Annotated in this window: 16 protein-coding genes; 10 read left to right on the top strand and 6 right to left on the bottom strand. The window is 63.7% G+C overall.

All coding sequences use genetic code 11. The annotated features are described in order from the left end of the window. The first annotated feature begins 4 nt into the window (after positions 1–4). Positions 5–649 (top strand): HAD family hydrolase, encoded by a 645-nt coding sequence (locus tag GQA94_RS03895; protein WP_158186834.1) that lies wholly within the window; start codon positions 5–7, stop codon positions 647–649. Here the strand turns inward: GQA94_RS03895 and GQA94_RS03890 are convergent. Continuing rightward, the gene (locus tag GQA94_RS03890; protein ID WP_199270099.1) at positions 642–2,591 is read right to left on the bottom strand and encodes an alkaline phosphatase family protein; all 1,950 of its coding nucleotides are present in this window, start codon (positions 2,589–2,591) and stop codon (positions 642–644) included. The genes GQA94_RS03895 and GQA94_RS03890 overlap by 8 nt on opposite strands. 206 nt (positions 2,592–2,797) lie before the next feature. Between GQA94_RS03890 and oscA the strand changes: the two genes are divergently transcribed. The 5 genes from oscA to GQA94_RS03865 all read left to right on the top strand — a co-directional run bounded on the left by oscA (position 2,798) and on the right by GQA94_RS03865 (position 6,961). Then, a complete protein-coding gene (gene oscA / locus GQA94_RS03885; protein ID WP_158186833.1) occupies positions 2,798–2,977 on the top strand; it encodes a sulfur starvation response protein OscA in 180 nt (59 codons plus the stop codon). Between the two features lie 193 nt (positions 2,978–3,170). Further along, the gene (locus tag GQA94_RS03880; RefSeq protein WP_158186832.1) at positions 3,171–4,169 is read left to right on the top strand and encodes a sulfate ABC transporter substrate-binding protein; all 999 of its coding nucleotides are present in this window, start codon (positions 3,171–3,173) and stop codon (positions 4,167–4,169) included. A gap of 84 nt (positions 4,170–4,253) precedes the next feature. Then, entirely contained in the window at positions 4,254–5,072 is an 819-nt protein-coding gene (gene cysT, locus GQA94_RS03875; RefSeq protein WP_158186831.1) for a sulfate ABC transporter permease subunit CysT, read from the top strand. Positions 5,073–5,082: 10 nt separating this feature from the next. Next, positions 5,083–5,952: a sulfate ABC transporter permease subunit CysW gene (gene cysW / locus GQA94_RS03870; RefSeq protein WP_158186830.1), complete on the top strand. Its 870-nt coding sequence runs from the start codon at positions 5,083–5,085 to the stop codon at positions 5,950–5,952. 4 nt (positions 5,953–5,956) lie between these two features. After that, positions 5,957–6,961, top strand: coding sequence for a sulfate/molybdate ABC transporter ATP-binding protein (locus GQA94_RS03865; protein ID WP_158186829.1), 1,005 nt, complete (start codon positions 5,957–5,959; stop codon positions 6,959–6,961). A gap of 67 nt (positions 6,962–7,028) precedes the next feature. Here GQA94_RS03865 and GQA94_RS03860 read toward each other — a convergent pair whose 3' ends face one another. From GQA94_RS03860 to GQA94_RS03850, 3 genes are all read right to left on the bottom strand, one after another. Continuing rightward, positions 7,029–7,751, bottom strand: a complete 723-nt coding sequence (locus GQA94_RS03860; protein ID WP_158186828.1) for a ferritin-like domain-containing protein — start codon at positions 7,749–7,751, stop codon at positions 7,029–7,031. 11 nt (positions 7,752–7,762) lie between these two features. After that, the gene (locus GQA94_RS03855) at positions 7,763–8,932 is read right to left on the bottom strand and encodes a hypothetical protein (RefSeq protein WP_158186827.1); all 1,170 of its coding nucleotides are present in this window, start codon (positions 8,930–8,932) and stop codon (positions 7,763–7,765) included. Positions 8,933–9,186: 254 nt separating this feature from the next. Continuing rightward, entirely contained in the window at positions 9,187–10,245 is a 1,059-nt protein-coding gene (locus GQA94_RS03850; RefSeq protein WP_233270245.1) for an aminopeptidase, read from the bottom strand. A gap of 131 nt (positions 10,246–10,376) precedes the next feature. On the opposite strand from GQA94_RS03850, the gene GQA94_RS03845 reads away from it, so the two are divergent. The 3 genes from GQA94_RS03845 (at position 10,377) to GQA94_RS03835 (ending at position 12,368) form a co-directional block, all read left to right on the top strand. Then, positions 10,377–10,802, top strand: coding sequence for a hypothetical protein (locus GQA94_RS03845; RefSeq protein ID WP_158186825.1), 426 nt, complete (start codon positions 10,377–10,379; stop codon positions 10,800–10,802). Positions 10,803–10,923: 121 nt separating this feature from the next. Next, a complete protein-coding gene (locus GQA94_RS03840; protein WP_158186824.1) occupies positions 10,924–11,334 on the top strand; it encodes a hypothetical protein in 411 nt (136 codons plus the stop codon). A 38-nt stretch (positions 11,335–11,372) separates the two neighbouring features. After that, a complete protein-coding gene (locus GQA94_RS03835; protein WP_158186823.1) occupies positions 11,373–12,368 on the top strand; it encodes an LLM class flavin-dependent oxidoreductase in 996 nt (331 codons plus the stop codon). Positions 12,369–12,387: 19 nt separating this feature from the next. On the opposite strand, the gene GQA94_RS03830 is transcribed toward GQA94_RS03835, so the two are convergent. Beyond that, positions 12,388–12,663 carry a hypothetical protein gene (locus tag GQA94_RS03830; protein WP_158186822.1) on the bottom strand — a complete coding sequence of 92 codons (276 nt, stop codon included), beginning with the start codon at positions 12,661–12,663 and terminating at the stop codon, positions 12,388–12,390. Positions 12,664–13,019: 356 nt separating this feature from the next. On the opposite strand from GQA94_RS03830, the gene GQA94_RS03825 reads away from it, so the two are divergent. Further along, the gene (locus GQA94_RS03825; RefSeq protein WP_158186821.1) at positions 13,020–14,381 is read left to right on the top strand and encodes a cation:proton antiporter; all 1,362 of its coding nucleotides are present in this window, start codon (positions 13,020–13,022) and stop codon (positions 14,379–14,381) included. A gap of 64 nt (positions 14,382–14,445) precedes the next feature. Here GQA94_RS03825 and GQA94_RS03820 read toward each other — a convergent pair whose 3' ends face one another. After that, entirely contained in the window at positions 14,446–14,661 is a 216-nt protein-coding gene (locus GQA94_RS03820) for a dodecin (protein ID WP_158186820.1), read from the bottom strand. Positions 14,662–14,702 lie beyond the last annotated feature (41 nt).

Raw genomic sequence — 14,702 nt, 5'->3', positions numbered from 1 at the left:
ATCCATGCACCAGCCCACCCTTCTGTTCGACCTCGACGGCACACTTACCGACCCGCGCGAGGGCATCACCCGGTCCATCCAGTACGCGCTGGCCAAGCTGGACATCGATGAGCCTGACCTGGGCAAGCTTGAGCCCTTCATCGGCCCGCCGCTGTTACAGGCGTTCATGCAGTTCTACGACTTCGACGAAACGCGCGCGTGGCAGGCGGTGGGCTTCTACCGTGAGCGGTTCCAGACGCTGGGACTCTACGAGAACCTACTGTTCGAAGGCGTCCTGGAATTGCTCGAGCACCTGCGCGGCCAAGGGCGGACACTGTATGTCGCCACCTCCAAGCCATCGGTATTTGCCCGTGAGATTGCCCGGCATTTCGCCTTCGATCACCATTTCAAGGTCATCTACGGCAGCGAGCTGGACGGCACCCGCACCGATAAGGGCGAACTGATTCGCCACGTGCTCGCCGAGGAACGCCTCGAGCCGGACCAGACCCTGATGATCGGCGATCGCAAGCACGATCTGATCGGGGCGCACCGCAACGGGCTGCGCGCGGCGGCGGTGGGCTACGGCTTCGGCAGCCACGCCGAACTGATGGCCGAGTCGCCCGCCTATTACTACGCGACACTTGCGCAGCTGCGCGACGCGTTCAGCTGAGGTTGCGCTCATCGCGCTCGGGCGCGAAAGCCACCGGGGGCGAGCCGTCGGCGTTGAGCTGTTCCACACGCACCGGCCGACCCTCGGCGTCGAGCCGGACGCGCCCGATACCGGCGCCGTTCCACAACCGTTCGCCGGACTGGCTGCGACTCGGCAGCCACGGCTGGACCCGGACACGGCGGCGCTTGGTGAACCAGTTCAGCGGCGAACGGGGCGAGTACAGCCAGCGGTTGAGGCGGTCGAAAAAATCCAGCAGGCGCCGCGGAAATTCGTTCTTCACCCCGCTGCTGGTGATCTGCCACAGGCGCGGCCCTTCAGCACGGCCGCGAATGCGCACCTCATAGGCAAAGGAGTAATGCACATCGCCGGAGAGGATCACATAGTTGCCCGGCGTGCGGGTATGCCGAAAGATGTTGAGCATCACCTGGGCAGCACCGCGATGCGCCATCCAGTTTTCCGCGTCGACCAACAGCGACAGCCCGGCCCAACTGAACACACGCTGCACGGTCTCGATCAGCTTGACGCCGAACATCGGTGCCGGCGAGACGATGATCACCGAGCGATGATCGAGCAGTTCCTGCTGGAAATCGGTGAGCGCTTCCCAATCCATCAAGCCCGACGGGCGGCTCAGGTTGCGCTCGCTGCGCCATCGGCGGGTGCGGGTGTCGAGTACCACCAGCGGCGGATCGCTGGGCAGTACGTAGCCCCAGTCACCACGATGCAGCACCTCGTCCACCACCCGATCATGCAAGGCGCAGTCGAGCCTGCCATCGTCGCCGCTCGCCAGTAGCGTCTCGATTGCATCCAGCGGTGCGGCAAAGCCATCGGGCGCATTGCCCCAGCCCTGGCAGAGAAGATAGCCAAGCAACGCGTTACCGATGATACGGCGCGAAAACGGGTGACCGTAGGCGGTCTGTTCCCAGCGCGCGCTAAGGTTCCAGTCGTCGGTGATGTCGTGATCATCGAAGATCATCAGCGACGGCAGATGTGCCAGGGCCCGCGCGACCTGCGGCAGGCCTGCGCGGAAGGCCTCGATGCAGCGCGCCTCTCGGGCATAGCGCTCGGCCAGGTCGCCGTCCAGCGGCGGCGCCTGCAGCTCGATCAGCTGCCAGGGCAGCGGCGACCAGACCAGCAGGTACATGGCCAGTACCTCCCCCAGCGAGACCAGATGGTTATGCGCATTGGAGGTCGTGAATACCGGCTTCTCCACGCCGCCGAAGAAGCGCTCGCGCAAGGCCTCGTTGGATTTGAACGCCGGCAGTAATTGCTCGCGCCGGTAGTAAGTCGCCGGATGGGTCATCAGCTCGTCACTGTCGGCGACCACCGCCCCCTCCAGGCATTCGCCATACAGGCCCAGACGGCGGATAAGCGCGTGGATGGCCACCAGGGTTGGCCCGGCGACATCGTCTGCGTAGACCTGATCGCCGGTCATCAGAAGCGCCGCGGGCCAACGCAGCGGGTCCTGGCGCACGTCGGCCACCAGCGCGTCGACCACCAGCAACCCATCCGCCGCTGGATAATGCGGCTTGCGGCAGGAGCCGTGCAGCAGGTCGTCATAGCGCGAACGGATGACGAAGGCCGGACGTTCGGTGCCCCCGTGAATCAGGTGCGGCGCCCAATCGGCGACTCCCCGGGTGACGCCGTTGCGCGCCACCAGGACGTCGTACTCGACCAGGCGATCCCGGGGCAGCGGCACCTCCAGACGAACGTCCACCAGATGCAGCCAGGCCGAGGTGCCCAGGCGTAGGCGGCGGCAACCCTCTTCGTCCAGCGTCACCACACGCGCCGCCTCGCCCTCCGGGTGCAGCGCCAGACGCAGCGACAGCGACTCGCTGCCCACCAGCCAGAGCACCAGGCGTCCGGCCTCGAGCCGCCGCAGGATCGGGCCGGCGAGCACAAGCGGCAGAGTCGTAACGGCATCGGACGGCGCGGGATTGGGCATGCAACAACTCATGGTGACGGGCGAGGGAACCCGAGTGTAACGAACCCCGCGGGGTTGGCCGACCCGCGCGCGAGCCATATATTCCAAAACAGTCTATAAATGTTACTAAACATTATTTTAAAGAATAAGTAACCGCTTTTATGATTTGCCCTGCCCCGGTCCAGTCGTCGCGCCATCGTGTGGCTGCATACCCAGAGGAAACAACAATGAACGACACGCTTCGCACGCCGGAGAGTCAGGACGATGCCAGCGTCCTGCGTGAAATCCGCAGCGCTTTGCAGGACCTCAGGTTCGGCTCGGTGGAGATCACCCTGCATAACGGCCTGGTCGTACAGATCGAGCGAAAAGAGAAATTCCGCCTGCAGCCCTCCGGCAAGCAGGCCTGACCCAGCCCACCCCGACCGGACCACCGGAGGGCGTGACATGCGCAATCACCCAGGAAGCCAGACCATGTCCACGCCATATCGAAAAGCCCTTCAGACGCATCCTTGTCGTTGCCGAATGCGGCCCTGACGCCGCCAGACCACGCTGCAACCTCATCACATCAACGCGTCCGCACGGATGCGAGAAGGAGCCGTCATGTCCATCGGAAAATCCATCCTGGCCGTTCTGGCCAGCACCCTCATCGTCGGCCAGGCAGTTGCCGCCAGCGAACTGCTCAACGTGTCTTACGACCCGACACGCGAGCTGTATGTCGATTTCAACGCCGCTTTCAACAAACACTGGCAGGCGCAGGGCCACGAACCGCTGCGCATTCAGCAATCCCATGGCGGCTCGGGCAAGCAGGCCCGCGCGGTGATCGACGGCCTGCGCGCCGACGTGGTGACGCTGGCGCTGGCGGGCGACATCGATGAGCTGCACCGGATCGGAAAATTGATCCCTGCCGACTGGCAGAGCCGCCTGCCGGATGCCAGCACACCTTATACCTCGACCATCGTATTCCTGGTTCGCAAGGGCAACCCGAAGGGCATCGAGGACTGGGACGATCTGGTCAAGCCTGGCGTCGAGGTGATCACCCCGAATCCTAAAACCTCCGGCGGCGCGCGCTGGAATTTCCTTGCCGCATGGGCCTGGGCCAGGCAGCAGTACGGCAGCGAAGAGCAAGCCAAGCAGTACGTCGCCCAACTCTACAAGCAGGTGCCGGTGCTCGACACCGGCGCGCGTGGCTCGACCATCACCTTCGTCAACAACCAGATTGGCGACGTCTTGCTGGCCTGGGAGAACGAAGCCTTCCTGGCGCTCAAGGAAGAGGGCGGCGATGCCCTGGAAATCGTCGCGCCGTCACTGTCGATCCTCGCCGAGCCTCCGGTTGCGGTGGTCGACAAGAATGTCGAGCGCAAGGGGACTCGCGAAGTGGCGCAGGCGTACCTGAACTATCTCTACAGCGATGAGGGCCAGCGCATCGCCGCCAGGCACTTCTATCGTCCCCGCAACCAGGCGGTCGCAGCCGAGTTCGCCGATCGGTTTCCAGCCTTGACGCTGGTGACCATCGACCAGGACTTCGGCGGCTGGAGCAACGCCCAGCCGAAGTTCTTCAACGATGGCGGCGTGTTCGACGAGATTTACCAGGCGCACTGACATGTCCAGCTGGACGCCCACGCGGGAGCGGTTCGCACCGCCCGCGTTTGCCGGCTTGCGTTTACCCTGACCGAGACCTTTTCGATGTCTACCCGCACGTCCCCCGTCATACCCGGATTCGGGCTGACGCTGGGGTACACCCTGGTGTACCTCAGCCTGCTGGTACTGATCCCACTCGGTGCCCTGTTCGTCCATGCGGCACAGCTGACCTGGGACCAGTTCTGGGCCATCGTCACCGCGCCACGCGTGGTCGCGGCGCTGAAGCTGAGCTTCGCTACCGCTTTTGTCGCCGCGCTGATCAACGGCGTGATCGGTTCGCTGCTGGCCTGGGTGCTGGTGCGCTATCGCTTCCCCGGCCGCAAAATCATCGAGGCGATGATAGACCTGCCTTTCGCCTTGCCCACCGCCGTGGCGGGCATCGCCCTGACCGCCCTGTATGCACCCAACGGCGTGATCGGCCGGTTGGCCGCCGAACTGGGCGTGAAGATCGCCTATACCCCGATCGGCATCACCCTGGCGCTGACGTTCGTCACCCTGCCCTTCGTCGTCCGCACGCTGCAGCCGGTGTTGGCCGACATCCCACGCGAAGTGGAGGAAGCCGCCGCATGCCTGGGCGCCAAACCGCTGCAGATCGCTCGTCATGTGCTGCTACCGGCATTATTGCCGGCCTGGCTGACGGGGTTTTCCCTGGCGTTTGCCAGGGGCGTGGGCGAGTACGGATCGGTCATCTTCATCGCCGGCAACATGCCGATGAAGACCGAGATCCTGCCGCTGCTGATCATGGTCAAGCTCGACCAGTACGACTACCACGGCGCCACGGCCATCGGTGTGCTGATGCTGCTGGTGTCTTTCGTCCTGCTGCTGGCGATCAATCTGCTGCAGCGCCGCCTATCCCATGGTTGAGGATCGCCTGATGACCGCCACGACCCTGATCGCCGTACCGCTTGGCAGAGCCCGCCAGGGCACCCCGTTGGCGCAGCGACTGCTGATCGTAGCCGCCTGGCTGACGTTCGCGGTGTTCCTGCTGTTGCCCCTGCTGGTGGTGCTGGGCGAAGCGTTGAAACTCGGCCTCGGCACGTTCTTCGGCGCGATCCTCGAAGCCGATGCCCTCGCCGCGCTGAAACTGACCCTGCTGGCCGTCGGGATTTCCGTACCGCTCAACCTGGTTTTCGGCGTGGCCGCGGCCTGGTGCGTCAGCAAATACACGTTCACCGGCAAAAGCCTGCTGGTGACGCTGATCGACCTGCCCTTCTCGGTCTCGCCAGTCATCGCCGGGCTGATCTACGTGCTGCTCTTCGGGGCCCAGGGCTTTTTCGGTCAATGGCTGGCCGACCGCGACATTCAGATCATCTTCGCCCTGCCCGGCATCGTCCTGGCCACGGTGTTCGTGACCGTGCCGTTCGTCGCGCGCGAGCTGATTCCGCTGATGCAGGAGCAGGGCACCCAGGAAGAGGAAGCGGCGCGGCTGCTCGGTGCCAACGGTTGGCAGATGTTCTGGCATGTGACCCTGCCCAACATCCGTTGGGGCCTGATCTATGGCGTGGTGCTCTGTACCGCCCGGGCGATGGGCGAGTTCGGCGCGGTGTCGGTCGTCTCCGGGCACATCCGCGGCTACACCAACACGCTGCCGCTGCATGTCGAGATTCTCTACAACGAATACAACCATGTCGCTGCCTTCAGCGTGGCCAGCCTGCTGTTGCTGCTGGCGCTGCTGATCCTGCTGCTCAAGCAGTGGAGCGAATCGCGCCTTCAACATCTCAGAACCGCCGTCGGCGAGGAGTGAGTCCATGTCCATCGAAGTGAGCCACGTCAGCAAGCAGTTCGGCCGGTTCAAAGCCCTGAACGAGATCGATCTGAACATCGCCAGCGGCGAACTGGTCGCCCTGCTCGGCCCCTCTGGCTGCGGCAAGACCACCCTTTTGCGCATCATCGCCGGGCTGGAAACCCCCGACAGCGGGCGCATCGTGTTCCATGGCGAGGACGTGTCCGGGCGAGATGTGCGCGATCGCAACGTCGGTTTCGTGTTCCAGCACTACGCGCTGTTCCGCCACATGACGGTGTTCGACAACGTCGCCTTCGGCCTGCGCATGAAGCCGCGGCGTGAGCGCCCTAGCGAGCACCAGATAAAGGATAAAGTCCTCGAGCTGCTCGAACTGGTCCAACTTGACTGGCTCGCCGGGCGCTACCCCGACCAGCTTTCCGGCGGCCAGCGCCAACGCATCGCGCTGGCCCGGGCGCTGGCGGTGGCGCCCAAGGTGCTGCTGCTCGACGAACCCTTCGGCGCCCTGGACGCCAAGGTTCGCAAGGAGCTGCGTCGTTGGCTGGCACGCCTGCACGAAGAAGTGCACCTGACGTCGGTGTTCGTCACCCACGATCAGCAAGAAGCGATGGAGGTGGCCGACCGCATCGTGGTGATGAACAAGGGCGTAGTCGAGCAGATCGGCTCGCCGGCCGAGGTCTATCGGCAGCCGGCCAGCGACTTCGTCTATCACTTCCTGGGCGATGCCAACCAATTGCAGATCGGCGAGCGGCAGGTTCTGTTCCGACCACACGAGGTCCACCTGTCCCGCCGCATGGCGGACGATCACCAGCCAGCGGTGGTCCGCGATATCAGGCTGCTAGGCGCCGTCACGCGGGTCACGCTCAGGGTGGTGGGCCAGCCGCACCCCATCGAGGCGGAAGTCGCCCACGACCACGCCAGCCTGACCGACCTCGCTCGAGGCGCCACGCTGTTCTTCAAGCCGGCCGTGGCCGTGAGCGTGCCGCCCAGAGCGGCTCCGATCGCCCGCTAGGGCAAACAGGACCCCGATAAAAAAGACGCGCCCGAAGGCGCGCCAAAGCTTTGAAGCGCACGCGTATCTATTTGATCTGGCTGATCAGGTCTCGGCGCAGGAGGGTTTTGACCTTTATCAAGTGATCGTCCTCCTGGTCTTTTGCCTTCTGGAAACCCTTGGCGATGTTCGGATGGCCGCCGGCTTCGGCCAGCTCGATCAGCAGTTCCCAGGCCGCGTTATCCTCGAGCTCCACGGTCAACAGCGCATTCATGCATTGTGCGATGTTGGTACGCGGGTCGGTGAGCACCTGGATCACGCCCATCGATTTGACGGCCGCAACGTCGGCACACGGCGTCTGCGCGGTCGGATCCGCGCCGAGCGTTTCAATGGCCTCGGCCACCATCTGCATATGTTCGAATTCTTCACCGCGAATGTGCTCGAGCACCTGTATCAGATCGGATTCGGCGGTGCCCAGGGCCTTGGCCTTGGCAATCATCGCGTCGTACAGGCGCACGCCACTGCGCTCGAACGCCAACCGCTCGCCGAGCTTGTCGATGAGGATTTCAGGACTTTTCCCCATGGCCATGTCGAAGGTGGTCTTGAGCATGCCCTTCGCCGATCCCGGCACCGGTACCGAGCCGATGCGCTCGGCTTCCTCGCTGCGCAAGGCGCGTTCGAGCAGCAAGCCTTTCTCGTCGCCGGGCACGTCGGGGTGAATCTCGTTGACCGCTTCCATCAGGCTCTTGGTGTCCTTGGGCGACATCTGGACGCCGGTGAAATTGGTACCTACTTTTGCTGCAGTTGCCATGTCCGTTCTCCTCAGGAAGCCTTACGCATCAGTTCGCCGCCTGGCGCCCACTGGTAGCCCGCCGAGACGATGTTCGACGCGATGCCATCGGCGTTGACCTGGTTGCGGTAGTCGAGCGAGTTCTGCGGCTCTTCGCTCTTGTCCACATATTGCGTGCCGCTGGTGCGCAGGTTCACTTCGGCGGCCAGCACCTGGCGGACGAACGCGCGCTGGCTCTTGAATTCGATCATCTTCGGCAACGGTCCTCCGAGAATTTCAGCCGGATCACGGCGCTCGATGTTCTTGAAGTGCTCGCAGGCGATGTTCAAATGGCCCAGCTCGTAGTCCAGGAAGCGCTCCCACATCGCCTTGATGCGGGGGTTGGTTTCCTGCTCGGCGCAGCTGGCATAGGCATAGACTTCCATGGCTTCGTGGACCAGCCACTTTTCCATGAACGACTCCTGGGGATCGGCCAGCGAGCCGTACTGGGTAACGTGCTGCTCTTCCACCGAGGCGATTTCGGCGTACAACTGACGCGCGAGCGGATCGGCGAACAGCGGGCCGATGTTCATGTAGTAGTCGTGGGTCTGGAATTCCGCCGCCGTGATCATCGCCGCGTGGATCTTGGTAATCAGCGCGGCCTGCTCCTTCTCATAGCTTTCACGCAGGTCGTTCAGCGGGTGGCGATGATGTTCGGAGGTCTGCCGACCCGGCACGATGTCGGTGTAGCCCTGCAGGATGTTGTTCGCATCCTTGCCTTCGAGGCGGTCGAGCATGGCCGAATAGCGATACAGGTGATCGAAATCTTCCAGCAGGCCGAAGCGGTAGGTTTGCGCCTGATATGGATCGGGTTCGGTCTGCGCCACTGCCGCCGTCACTTCGATCGCAACCTGCTCATAAGCCACGGTCGTTTCCAGCGGCGAGTGGTCGGCGGAGATCAGCCAGTTGATCATCGTCGCCTGGTGCTGCTCGACGCGACGGATCTCGGCCAACGGGCCGCGTAGCTGGCCGGTGATGCGGGCGATGCCATGCTTGAGGCGCAGCGCGTCGGTCTCGATCCCGTTCATCAGAATGATCCGCACGCGGGTGAACGCGTCGTCATCGAGCTTGCTGATCGGCTTGCCAGCCATTTCCTTCCAGGTGAATTTCTGCTTTTCCAGCGGGGTGCCTTTGTTATCCAGAATGCCGGACAGGTTATCCATGGAGCCTCCGTTTAAACGGCTTTTCTTAGTCAGACGTACGGGACCGTACGGCTACATCACGGGTCGGCCGGGCTCACGGCCTGGCTAGAAAATGGACGGAGGCAAGCGGAAAACAATTCCGTGATATTGCGCCCAATGACGCAGAAATCGACCAGCGGCAGGGTCCCAAACGCCTTGAACAGACGCGATCGCGCTGGCAGCTCACTGACCCCGCGGCCTTGCTCGGTGCGCGATGAAGCGAAGCGGGCACGCCTTCAGCGAAGCGCGTCCAGCAGGCTTGTCCGCTCGTCGGTCGGCAGGCGTCCCAGAGCCTCGACCCGCGCGTAAAAGCGCGACCAGTCGCCGTCCAGTTGCTGGAAAAGTGCCGCGAACGCGGGCACCCAACGGTCGTAAAGGCCGAACGGCAACAGGCTGGCGTTGTTCAGCGGCTGGGCCATCCAGCGATCGAAACGTCCATCGCCGTCCCAACTCAGGTCGCGCAGCCGGCGATAGGCCTGTCGCAGACGCACGAACTCCGCTGCCTTCGCGTCACGCTTGGCCGGCTCGCTCAGCTCAGAGGCATACAGCGTGGCCAGTCGATCCCGCGTCTCCAGCATCAACTGACTGAACTGGGCATAGCGATGCCACGCTGTTTCGTCTGTTGCCGGCAGGCCACGGCTGGCGCGCCATTGGCGCAGCCCCTCGCGCTCGACGAACGACGCATAGGACTCGTTGAACGCCGTGTCGCCCGGCACGTAAAGCCGCTGGTGCGCCAGTTCGTGGAAGATCAGCCCGGCCAGACGCTCGTCGTCCCAACGCAGCATCGAACTGAGCAGCGGGTCGTCGAACCAGCCGAGGGTCGAGTACGCCTGCACGCCGGTCACCAGGGTGTCGTAGCCTTCGGCCTGAAGCCGTGCTGCCGCGCCCCGCGCGTGCCCCGGCTGGTAATAACCGCGATACGCCACGCAACCGGCGATCGGAAAACAATGGGTCAGGGGCGTTACCGAAAACGCCTCGGTGGCGAACAGATTCCACACCACGTAAGGCCGCTGAATGTCGGCATAGACCCGGTAACTGCCGTTGTCCGGCAGGCCCAGTGTATCGCTGGCGAAGCGTCTGGCCTGCAGCGCCTGGCTCAACCGTTGCCGCATCCGGGCGTCGCGCTGTGGGTCGGCAATGAGGTCGGCAATGGGCTCACGCAGGCGCAGCAGCTCAAGCTGGCCAAGTGCCAGCTGACCATAATAGGTACTGCAGCCATTCAGACCAATGACCAGTAGCAGCGGAACCCAACGGCCGTTGCGATTGTCGATTAGGGCGGTTTTCAGCTTCGAAATGAACAAGCGCCTGCTCGCCTTGAAGACCTTCCGGTCGGTGCACCGAAGCCTACAACGACATCGAAGCCCACCCAACCATCGAGGCACCGAGCCTTGCAGCCAGACCGCCCGGCGCGGTCGGAGAGCCATCCATGCGAACCCTGATTCTTGCCCTTGCGTTGTCCACTCTCGGCGGTTGCGCCCTGTGGATGCCCAGGCCTGACCCGAACCAGGCCTGGATCGAACTGGACCCGCGTGAAGAAACCGAGCTGAAGGCGGTTGCCGTCGACCAGCGCCCGCTGGATGATCACCGCTACTTCCAGGTCACGCCGGGCAGCCATCAATTGGGCATGCGCTACCGCTTCGAAGTAGGCGCAGCCGACATCGGGCGCGACAGCGAAGCGCTGGAGCGCGATTGCCGCCTGACGCTCGAATACGACAGTTTCGATGCCGGCGCGCGATACCGGCTGGTGGCCGGCGGCTATGGCTTCCGACCCTGGGCACGGCTTTACGATCAACACGATCAGCTGCTGGCCAAGGCCACCGAGCGCGGCTGCGGCGGGGTCGCTACACGCTGATCGCGCCATTCGAGCGAGCCTCGTCAAGCGCACGCGTTGAAAAAGCGCCGCGACTGGCTCAGGCTCAGCAGGCGACCGCGCCAGCAATGGGCTGGACCTTGCGGCTTCCGGAGGAACACTCATGCGTCTGCCACTCGCACTGCTTCTGGCCGCGGGCCTGTCCGGTTGCGCCGGCCCGTTACCTGCGCCCGATCCAGACCTGGCCTGGGTCGACCTGAGCGCACAACCCAGCGATATCTTCATGTCGGACCGTCTGGACAACAAACGCACCCCCGATGGTCGCTATTTCCAGGTCGGCCCCGGCGCGCATGAACTCGAGGCACGCTACGAATTCGAAATCAGCAGCGGCGGATTGGGCGAGTTCGGCGACACGCAGTACATGCGCTGTACCATGGTCATCCGCTATGACGACTTCCAGGCCGGGCGGCGCTATCTATTCCAGGCGCGCTCGCTGGGCTTCACGCCACAGGGATGGCTGCGCGACGAACAGCACAACGTATTGGCCCGTGCCGAGGCCGAGCACTGTCGCTGAGTCGTCTCGACCCCCGTTCCGCCAGCAGAGAGAGAGACATGTCCCGTATCGAACACACCCGTTTTTCCACCCTCGACCTGGCGCCGATCCGCGATGACGGCGACGCCGGCCTTGCCCTGCGCAACTCCCTGGCCCTGGCCCAGCACGTCGAGACGCTCGGCTTCGAACGCTTCTGGGTCGCCGAACACCACAACATGGACGGCATCGCCAGCGCCGCCACCTCCGTATTGATCGGCTACCTGGCCGCCGGCACCTCGCGGATCCGCCTGGGCGCCGGGGGCGTCATGCTGCCCAACCACGCGCCGCTGGTCATTGCCGAACAGTTCGGTACGCTCGAAGCCCTCTACCCCGGGCGCATCGAGCTGGGCCTGGGCCGCGCGCCGGGGGCCGATCAGTTCACCGCTCACGCGCTGCGCCGCGACCGCATGGGCAGTGCCGACGACTTTCCGGCGGACGTGGAGGAATTGCAGCGATTGCTCGGCCCGCGCCAGCCGAATCAACGGGTGATCGCAATGCCCGGGGTCGGTAGCCAGGTGCCGATCTGGCTGCTCGGCTCCAGTCTGTTCAGCGCCCAACTGGCCGCGGCCAAGGGCCTGCCCTACGCCTTCGCCTCACATTTCGCACCGCGTTACGCGCATGAAGCGATTCGCCTGTACCGGGAGAATTTCCGGCCCTCCGAGGTGCTGGACAAACCCTACGTGATGCTCGGCGTGCCGCTGATGGCTGCCGATACCGACGAGCATGCCGAATACCTGGCAACTACCGCTTACCAGCGCATCCTTGCGCTGATCCGTGGCCAAAGCCTGGTTCTGGTTCCTCCAGTGCCGAGCATGCAGGGCAAGTGGTTGCCTCACGAGCAGGACGCGGTGGGCAACTTCCTGGGCATGGCACTGATCGGTGGGCCCGAGAAGATTAGGGCGCGGCTGGAGATACTGCTGGAACAGACCCAGGCCGACGAACTGATCTTCACCTGCGATTTCTACGAAACCGCAGATCGCCACCGCGCCTTCGATATCCTCGCCGGACTGCGTTGAGTCCGACCAAAGGGCGTTGCTAACCCAAGCTTCGCCCCGAGGGCGGGCCTCCCACAAAAGCAAAGCAGAAAGCAGAAAGCAGAAAGCAGAAAGCAGAAAGCAGAAAGCAGAAGTAAAGCCAGGATCTAAAAGCAAAGCCAGAAGCATCAGAAGCATCAGAAGCATCAGAAGCATCAGAAGCATCAGAAGCATCAGAAGCATCAGAAGCATCAGAAGCATCAGAAGCATCAGAAGCATCAGAAGCATCAGAAGCAAAGCCTAGCCGCAAAGCGTGGGGGTAAAGGCGAGTCAGCACCGCCGCTGCGCCCCACACGCACCGCTTGCGTGGGAGGCGCGCCCTGCGGCGAATGCAGGCCGCAGGCCTGCTGGCTTGCTGGGCACCGAGTCCGGGGTTCCCCCAAAGCAAAGCCAAAGCAGAAGCTTCGCCCCGGGGCGGGCCTCCCACAAAAAGCAAAAGCCCAGCAAAGGCACAGCACAGCACAGCAAAGGCAAAGCCAAAGCCAAAGCAAAAGCTCCGCCCCGGGGCGGGCCGTTTGTATGGATTCGCAAGGAATCCTGTTCGACGAACGCAGCTGAACCCCATCGAATCCTTCCGATCGAACCACCATCCATGCGCACTTCGGCGCGTCACGCTCGGTTGCGGAAGACTGAATGAATTTTCTCGAATGGATGGCGGTGCTCGGCATTCTCCTGCTAATCCTGGCGCTGGCATCGGCCTATCTGCGCTGGCTGCCAGTCACCACCTCGTTGATCTATCTCGGTTTCGGGCTGCTCATCGGGCAGCTCGGAGTGGGCCTGTGGGAAATGGATTTTCTGCTCATCGCCGGCTGGATGGAGCACCTGACGGAAGTGGTGGTACTGATCTCGCTGTTCGTCAGTGGGTTGCAGTTGCGCATGCCGCTACGCCATCCCGCCTGGCGAAGTACGTACATCCTCGCCGGCCCGGTGATGCTCGCCTGCATCGCCGGCGTCGCTGTGTTCTGCCATTACCTGCTGGGCCTTGGCTGGGGCATCGCGGTGTTGATCGGTGCGATCCTGGCGCCGACCGATCCGGTGCTGGCCAGTCTGGTGCAGGTCAACAATGCACGCGACAGCGACCATGTCCGCTATGGCCTGTCGGGCGAGGCCGGTTTCAACGACGGCACGGCGTTTCCCTTCGTGGTGTTCGGTCTGCTGCTGATCGAGCAACAAACCCTGGCGCTGGGCTGGGTCAGTGAGTGGGCGTTGCACCGGCTGGTCTGGGCGGTACCGGCGGGTCTGCTGTTTGGCTACATGCTCGGCAAGCTGATCGGCAAGCTGGCGATCTACTTGCGCACCCGCGATGCCGACACCTCGATGTCGCCGAACGATTCGCTGGCGTTGGCGCTGATCGCCCTCGCCTATGTCGGTGCCGAGCTGATCGGCGCCTGGGGGTTTCTCGCCGTGTTCGCCGCCGGGCTTGGCCTGCGGCGTGCAGAAGTCTCGGTGGCGAAGAAATCCGAAACGCCCTCGGAAGAATTGATCGCGCACGCCGTCCCGCATCTGACCGAGGGTGGGTTCTCGCCCCGTGAGCTGCCGCTGGCAAACGACCGCATCGCCGAGCCCAAGGTGGCCGCAGGAGTGATGATGGGCGACATCCTGACCTTCGGCGGGCAAATGGAGCGCAGCCTGGAGGTGTTGCTGGTGACCATGCTTGGCGTGCTGGTATCGGTGCACTGGGATTGGCGCGCGGTACCGCTGGCGCTTGCGCTGTTTCTGGTGATCCGACCGTTGAGCGTGTGGCTGCTGATGCCGCGCCGCTACCTGGATCGCATCCAGTGCCTGACCGTCGGGTGGTTCGGCATCCGCGGTATCGGCAGCCTCTATTACCTGAGCTACGCGGTGACCCACGGTCTGCTGCCGGACGAGGCGGAGCACGTCATTCAACTGGTCATCCCAGTGGTGGCCCTGAGCATTCTGGTCCACGGCCTCAGCACGCAACCGCTGCTACGCCGTTATGAGCGCAGCCGCGATCAACACCCCAGCAGCGCCTGACGAGCCCGCCGCGCGCGAGCACCGGGCAGTCGATCCGCCATCGCTGCCGGTGGCCTGGGAGCGGTCAGCTGTCGGCGAGACGGAAACCGACCTTCATGGTGACCTGGAAATGCCCGATCTGGCCATTCTCGACGTGACCGCGTATTTCGCCGACCTCGAACCACTCGACGTTCCGAAGCGTTTTGCAGGCCTCCGCCACGCCGTTCTGAATCGCCTCGTCGACGCTGGTGCGCGAAGAGCCAACGATCTCGATCTTCTTGTAGGTGTGATGATCCGACATAGATAAATTCCCCTTTGCGATCTGAGGAGCCTCCGCTCGGT

Source organism: Stutzerimonas stutzeri (genome assembly GCF_009789555.1).
In the GTDB taxonomy this organism is placed as follows: Bacteria; Pseudomonadota; Gammaproteobacteria; order Pseudomonadales; family Pseudomonadaceae; genus Stutzerimonas; species Stutzerimonas stutzeri_R.
Note: the sequence above shows the minus strand (reverse complement) of the source record. Positions and strands in the feature narration are given on the sequence as shown.

Bases quoted from the DNA above. Each gene is read 5' to 3' on its own strand.
- GQA94_RS03895 (WP_158186834.1), top strand. From the start codon at position 5: ATGCACCAGCCCACCCTTCTGTTCGACCTCGACGGCACACTTACCGAC.
- GQA94_RS03890 (WP_199270099.1), bottom strand. From the start codon at position 2,591: ATGCCCAATCCCGCGCCGTCCGATGCCGTTACGACTCTGCCGCTTGTG.
- oscA (WP_158186833.1), top strand. From the start codon at position 2,798: ATGAACGACACGCTTCGCACGCCGGAGAGTCAGGACGATGCCAGCGTC.
- GQA94_RS03880 (WP_158186832.1), top strand. From the start codon at position 3,171: ATGTCCATCGGAAAATCCATCCTGGCCGTTCTGGCCAGCACCCTCATC.
- cysT (WP_158186831.1), top strand. From the start codon at position 4,254: ATGTCTACCCGCACGTCCCCCGTCATACCCGGATTCGGGCTGACGCTG.
- cysW (WP_158186830.1), top strand. From the start codon at position 5,083: ATGACCGCCACGACCCTGATCGCCGTACCGCTTGGCAGAGCCCGCCAG.
- GQA94_RS03865 (WP_158186829.1), top strand. From the start codon at position 5,957: ATGTCCATCGAAGTGAGCCACGTCAGCAAGCAGTTCGGCCGGTTCAAA.
- GQA94_RS03860 (WP_158186828.1), bottom strand. From the start codon at position 7,751: ATGGCAACTGCAGCAAAAGTAGGTACCAATTTCACCGGCGTCCAGATG.
- GQA94_RS03855 (WP_158186827.1), bottom strand. From the start codon at position 8,932: ATGGATAACCTGTCCGGCATTCTGGATAACAAAGGCACCCCGCTGGAA.
- GQA94_RS03845 (WP_158186825.1), top strand. From the start codon at position 10,377: ATGCGAACCCTGATTCTTGCCCTTGCGTTGTCCACTCTCGGCGGTTGC.
- GQA94_RS03840 (WP_158186824.1), top strand. From the start codon at position 10,924: ATGCGTCTGCCACTCGCACTGCTTCTGGCCGCGGGCCTGTCCGGTTGC.
- GQA94_RS03835 (WP_158186823.1), top strand. From the start codon at position 11,373: ATGTCCCGTATCGAACACACCCGTTTTTCCACCCTCGACCTGGCGCCG.
- GQA94_RS03825 (WP_158186821.1), top strand. From the start codon at position 13,020: ATGAATTTTCTCGAATGGATGGCGGTGCTCGGCATTCTCCTGCTAATC.
- GQA94_RS03820 (WP_158186820.1), bottom strand. From the start codon at position 14,661: ATGTCGGATCATCACACCTACAAGAAGATCGAGATCGTTGGCTCTTCG.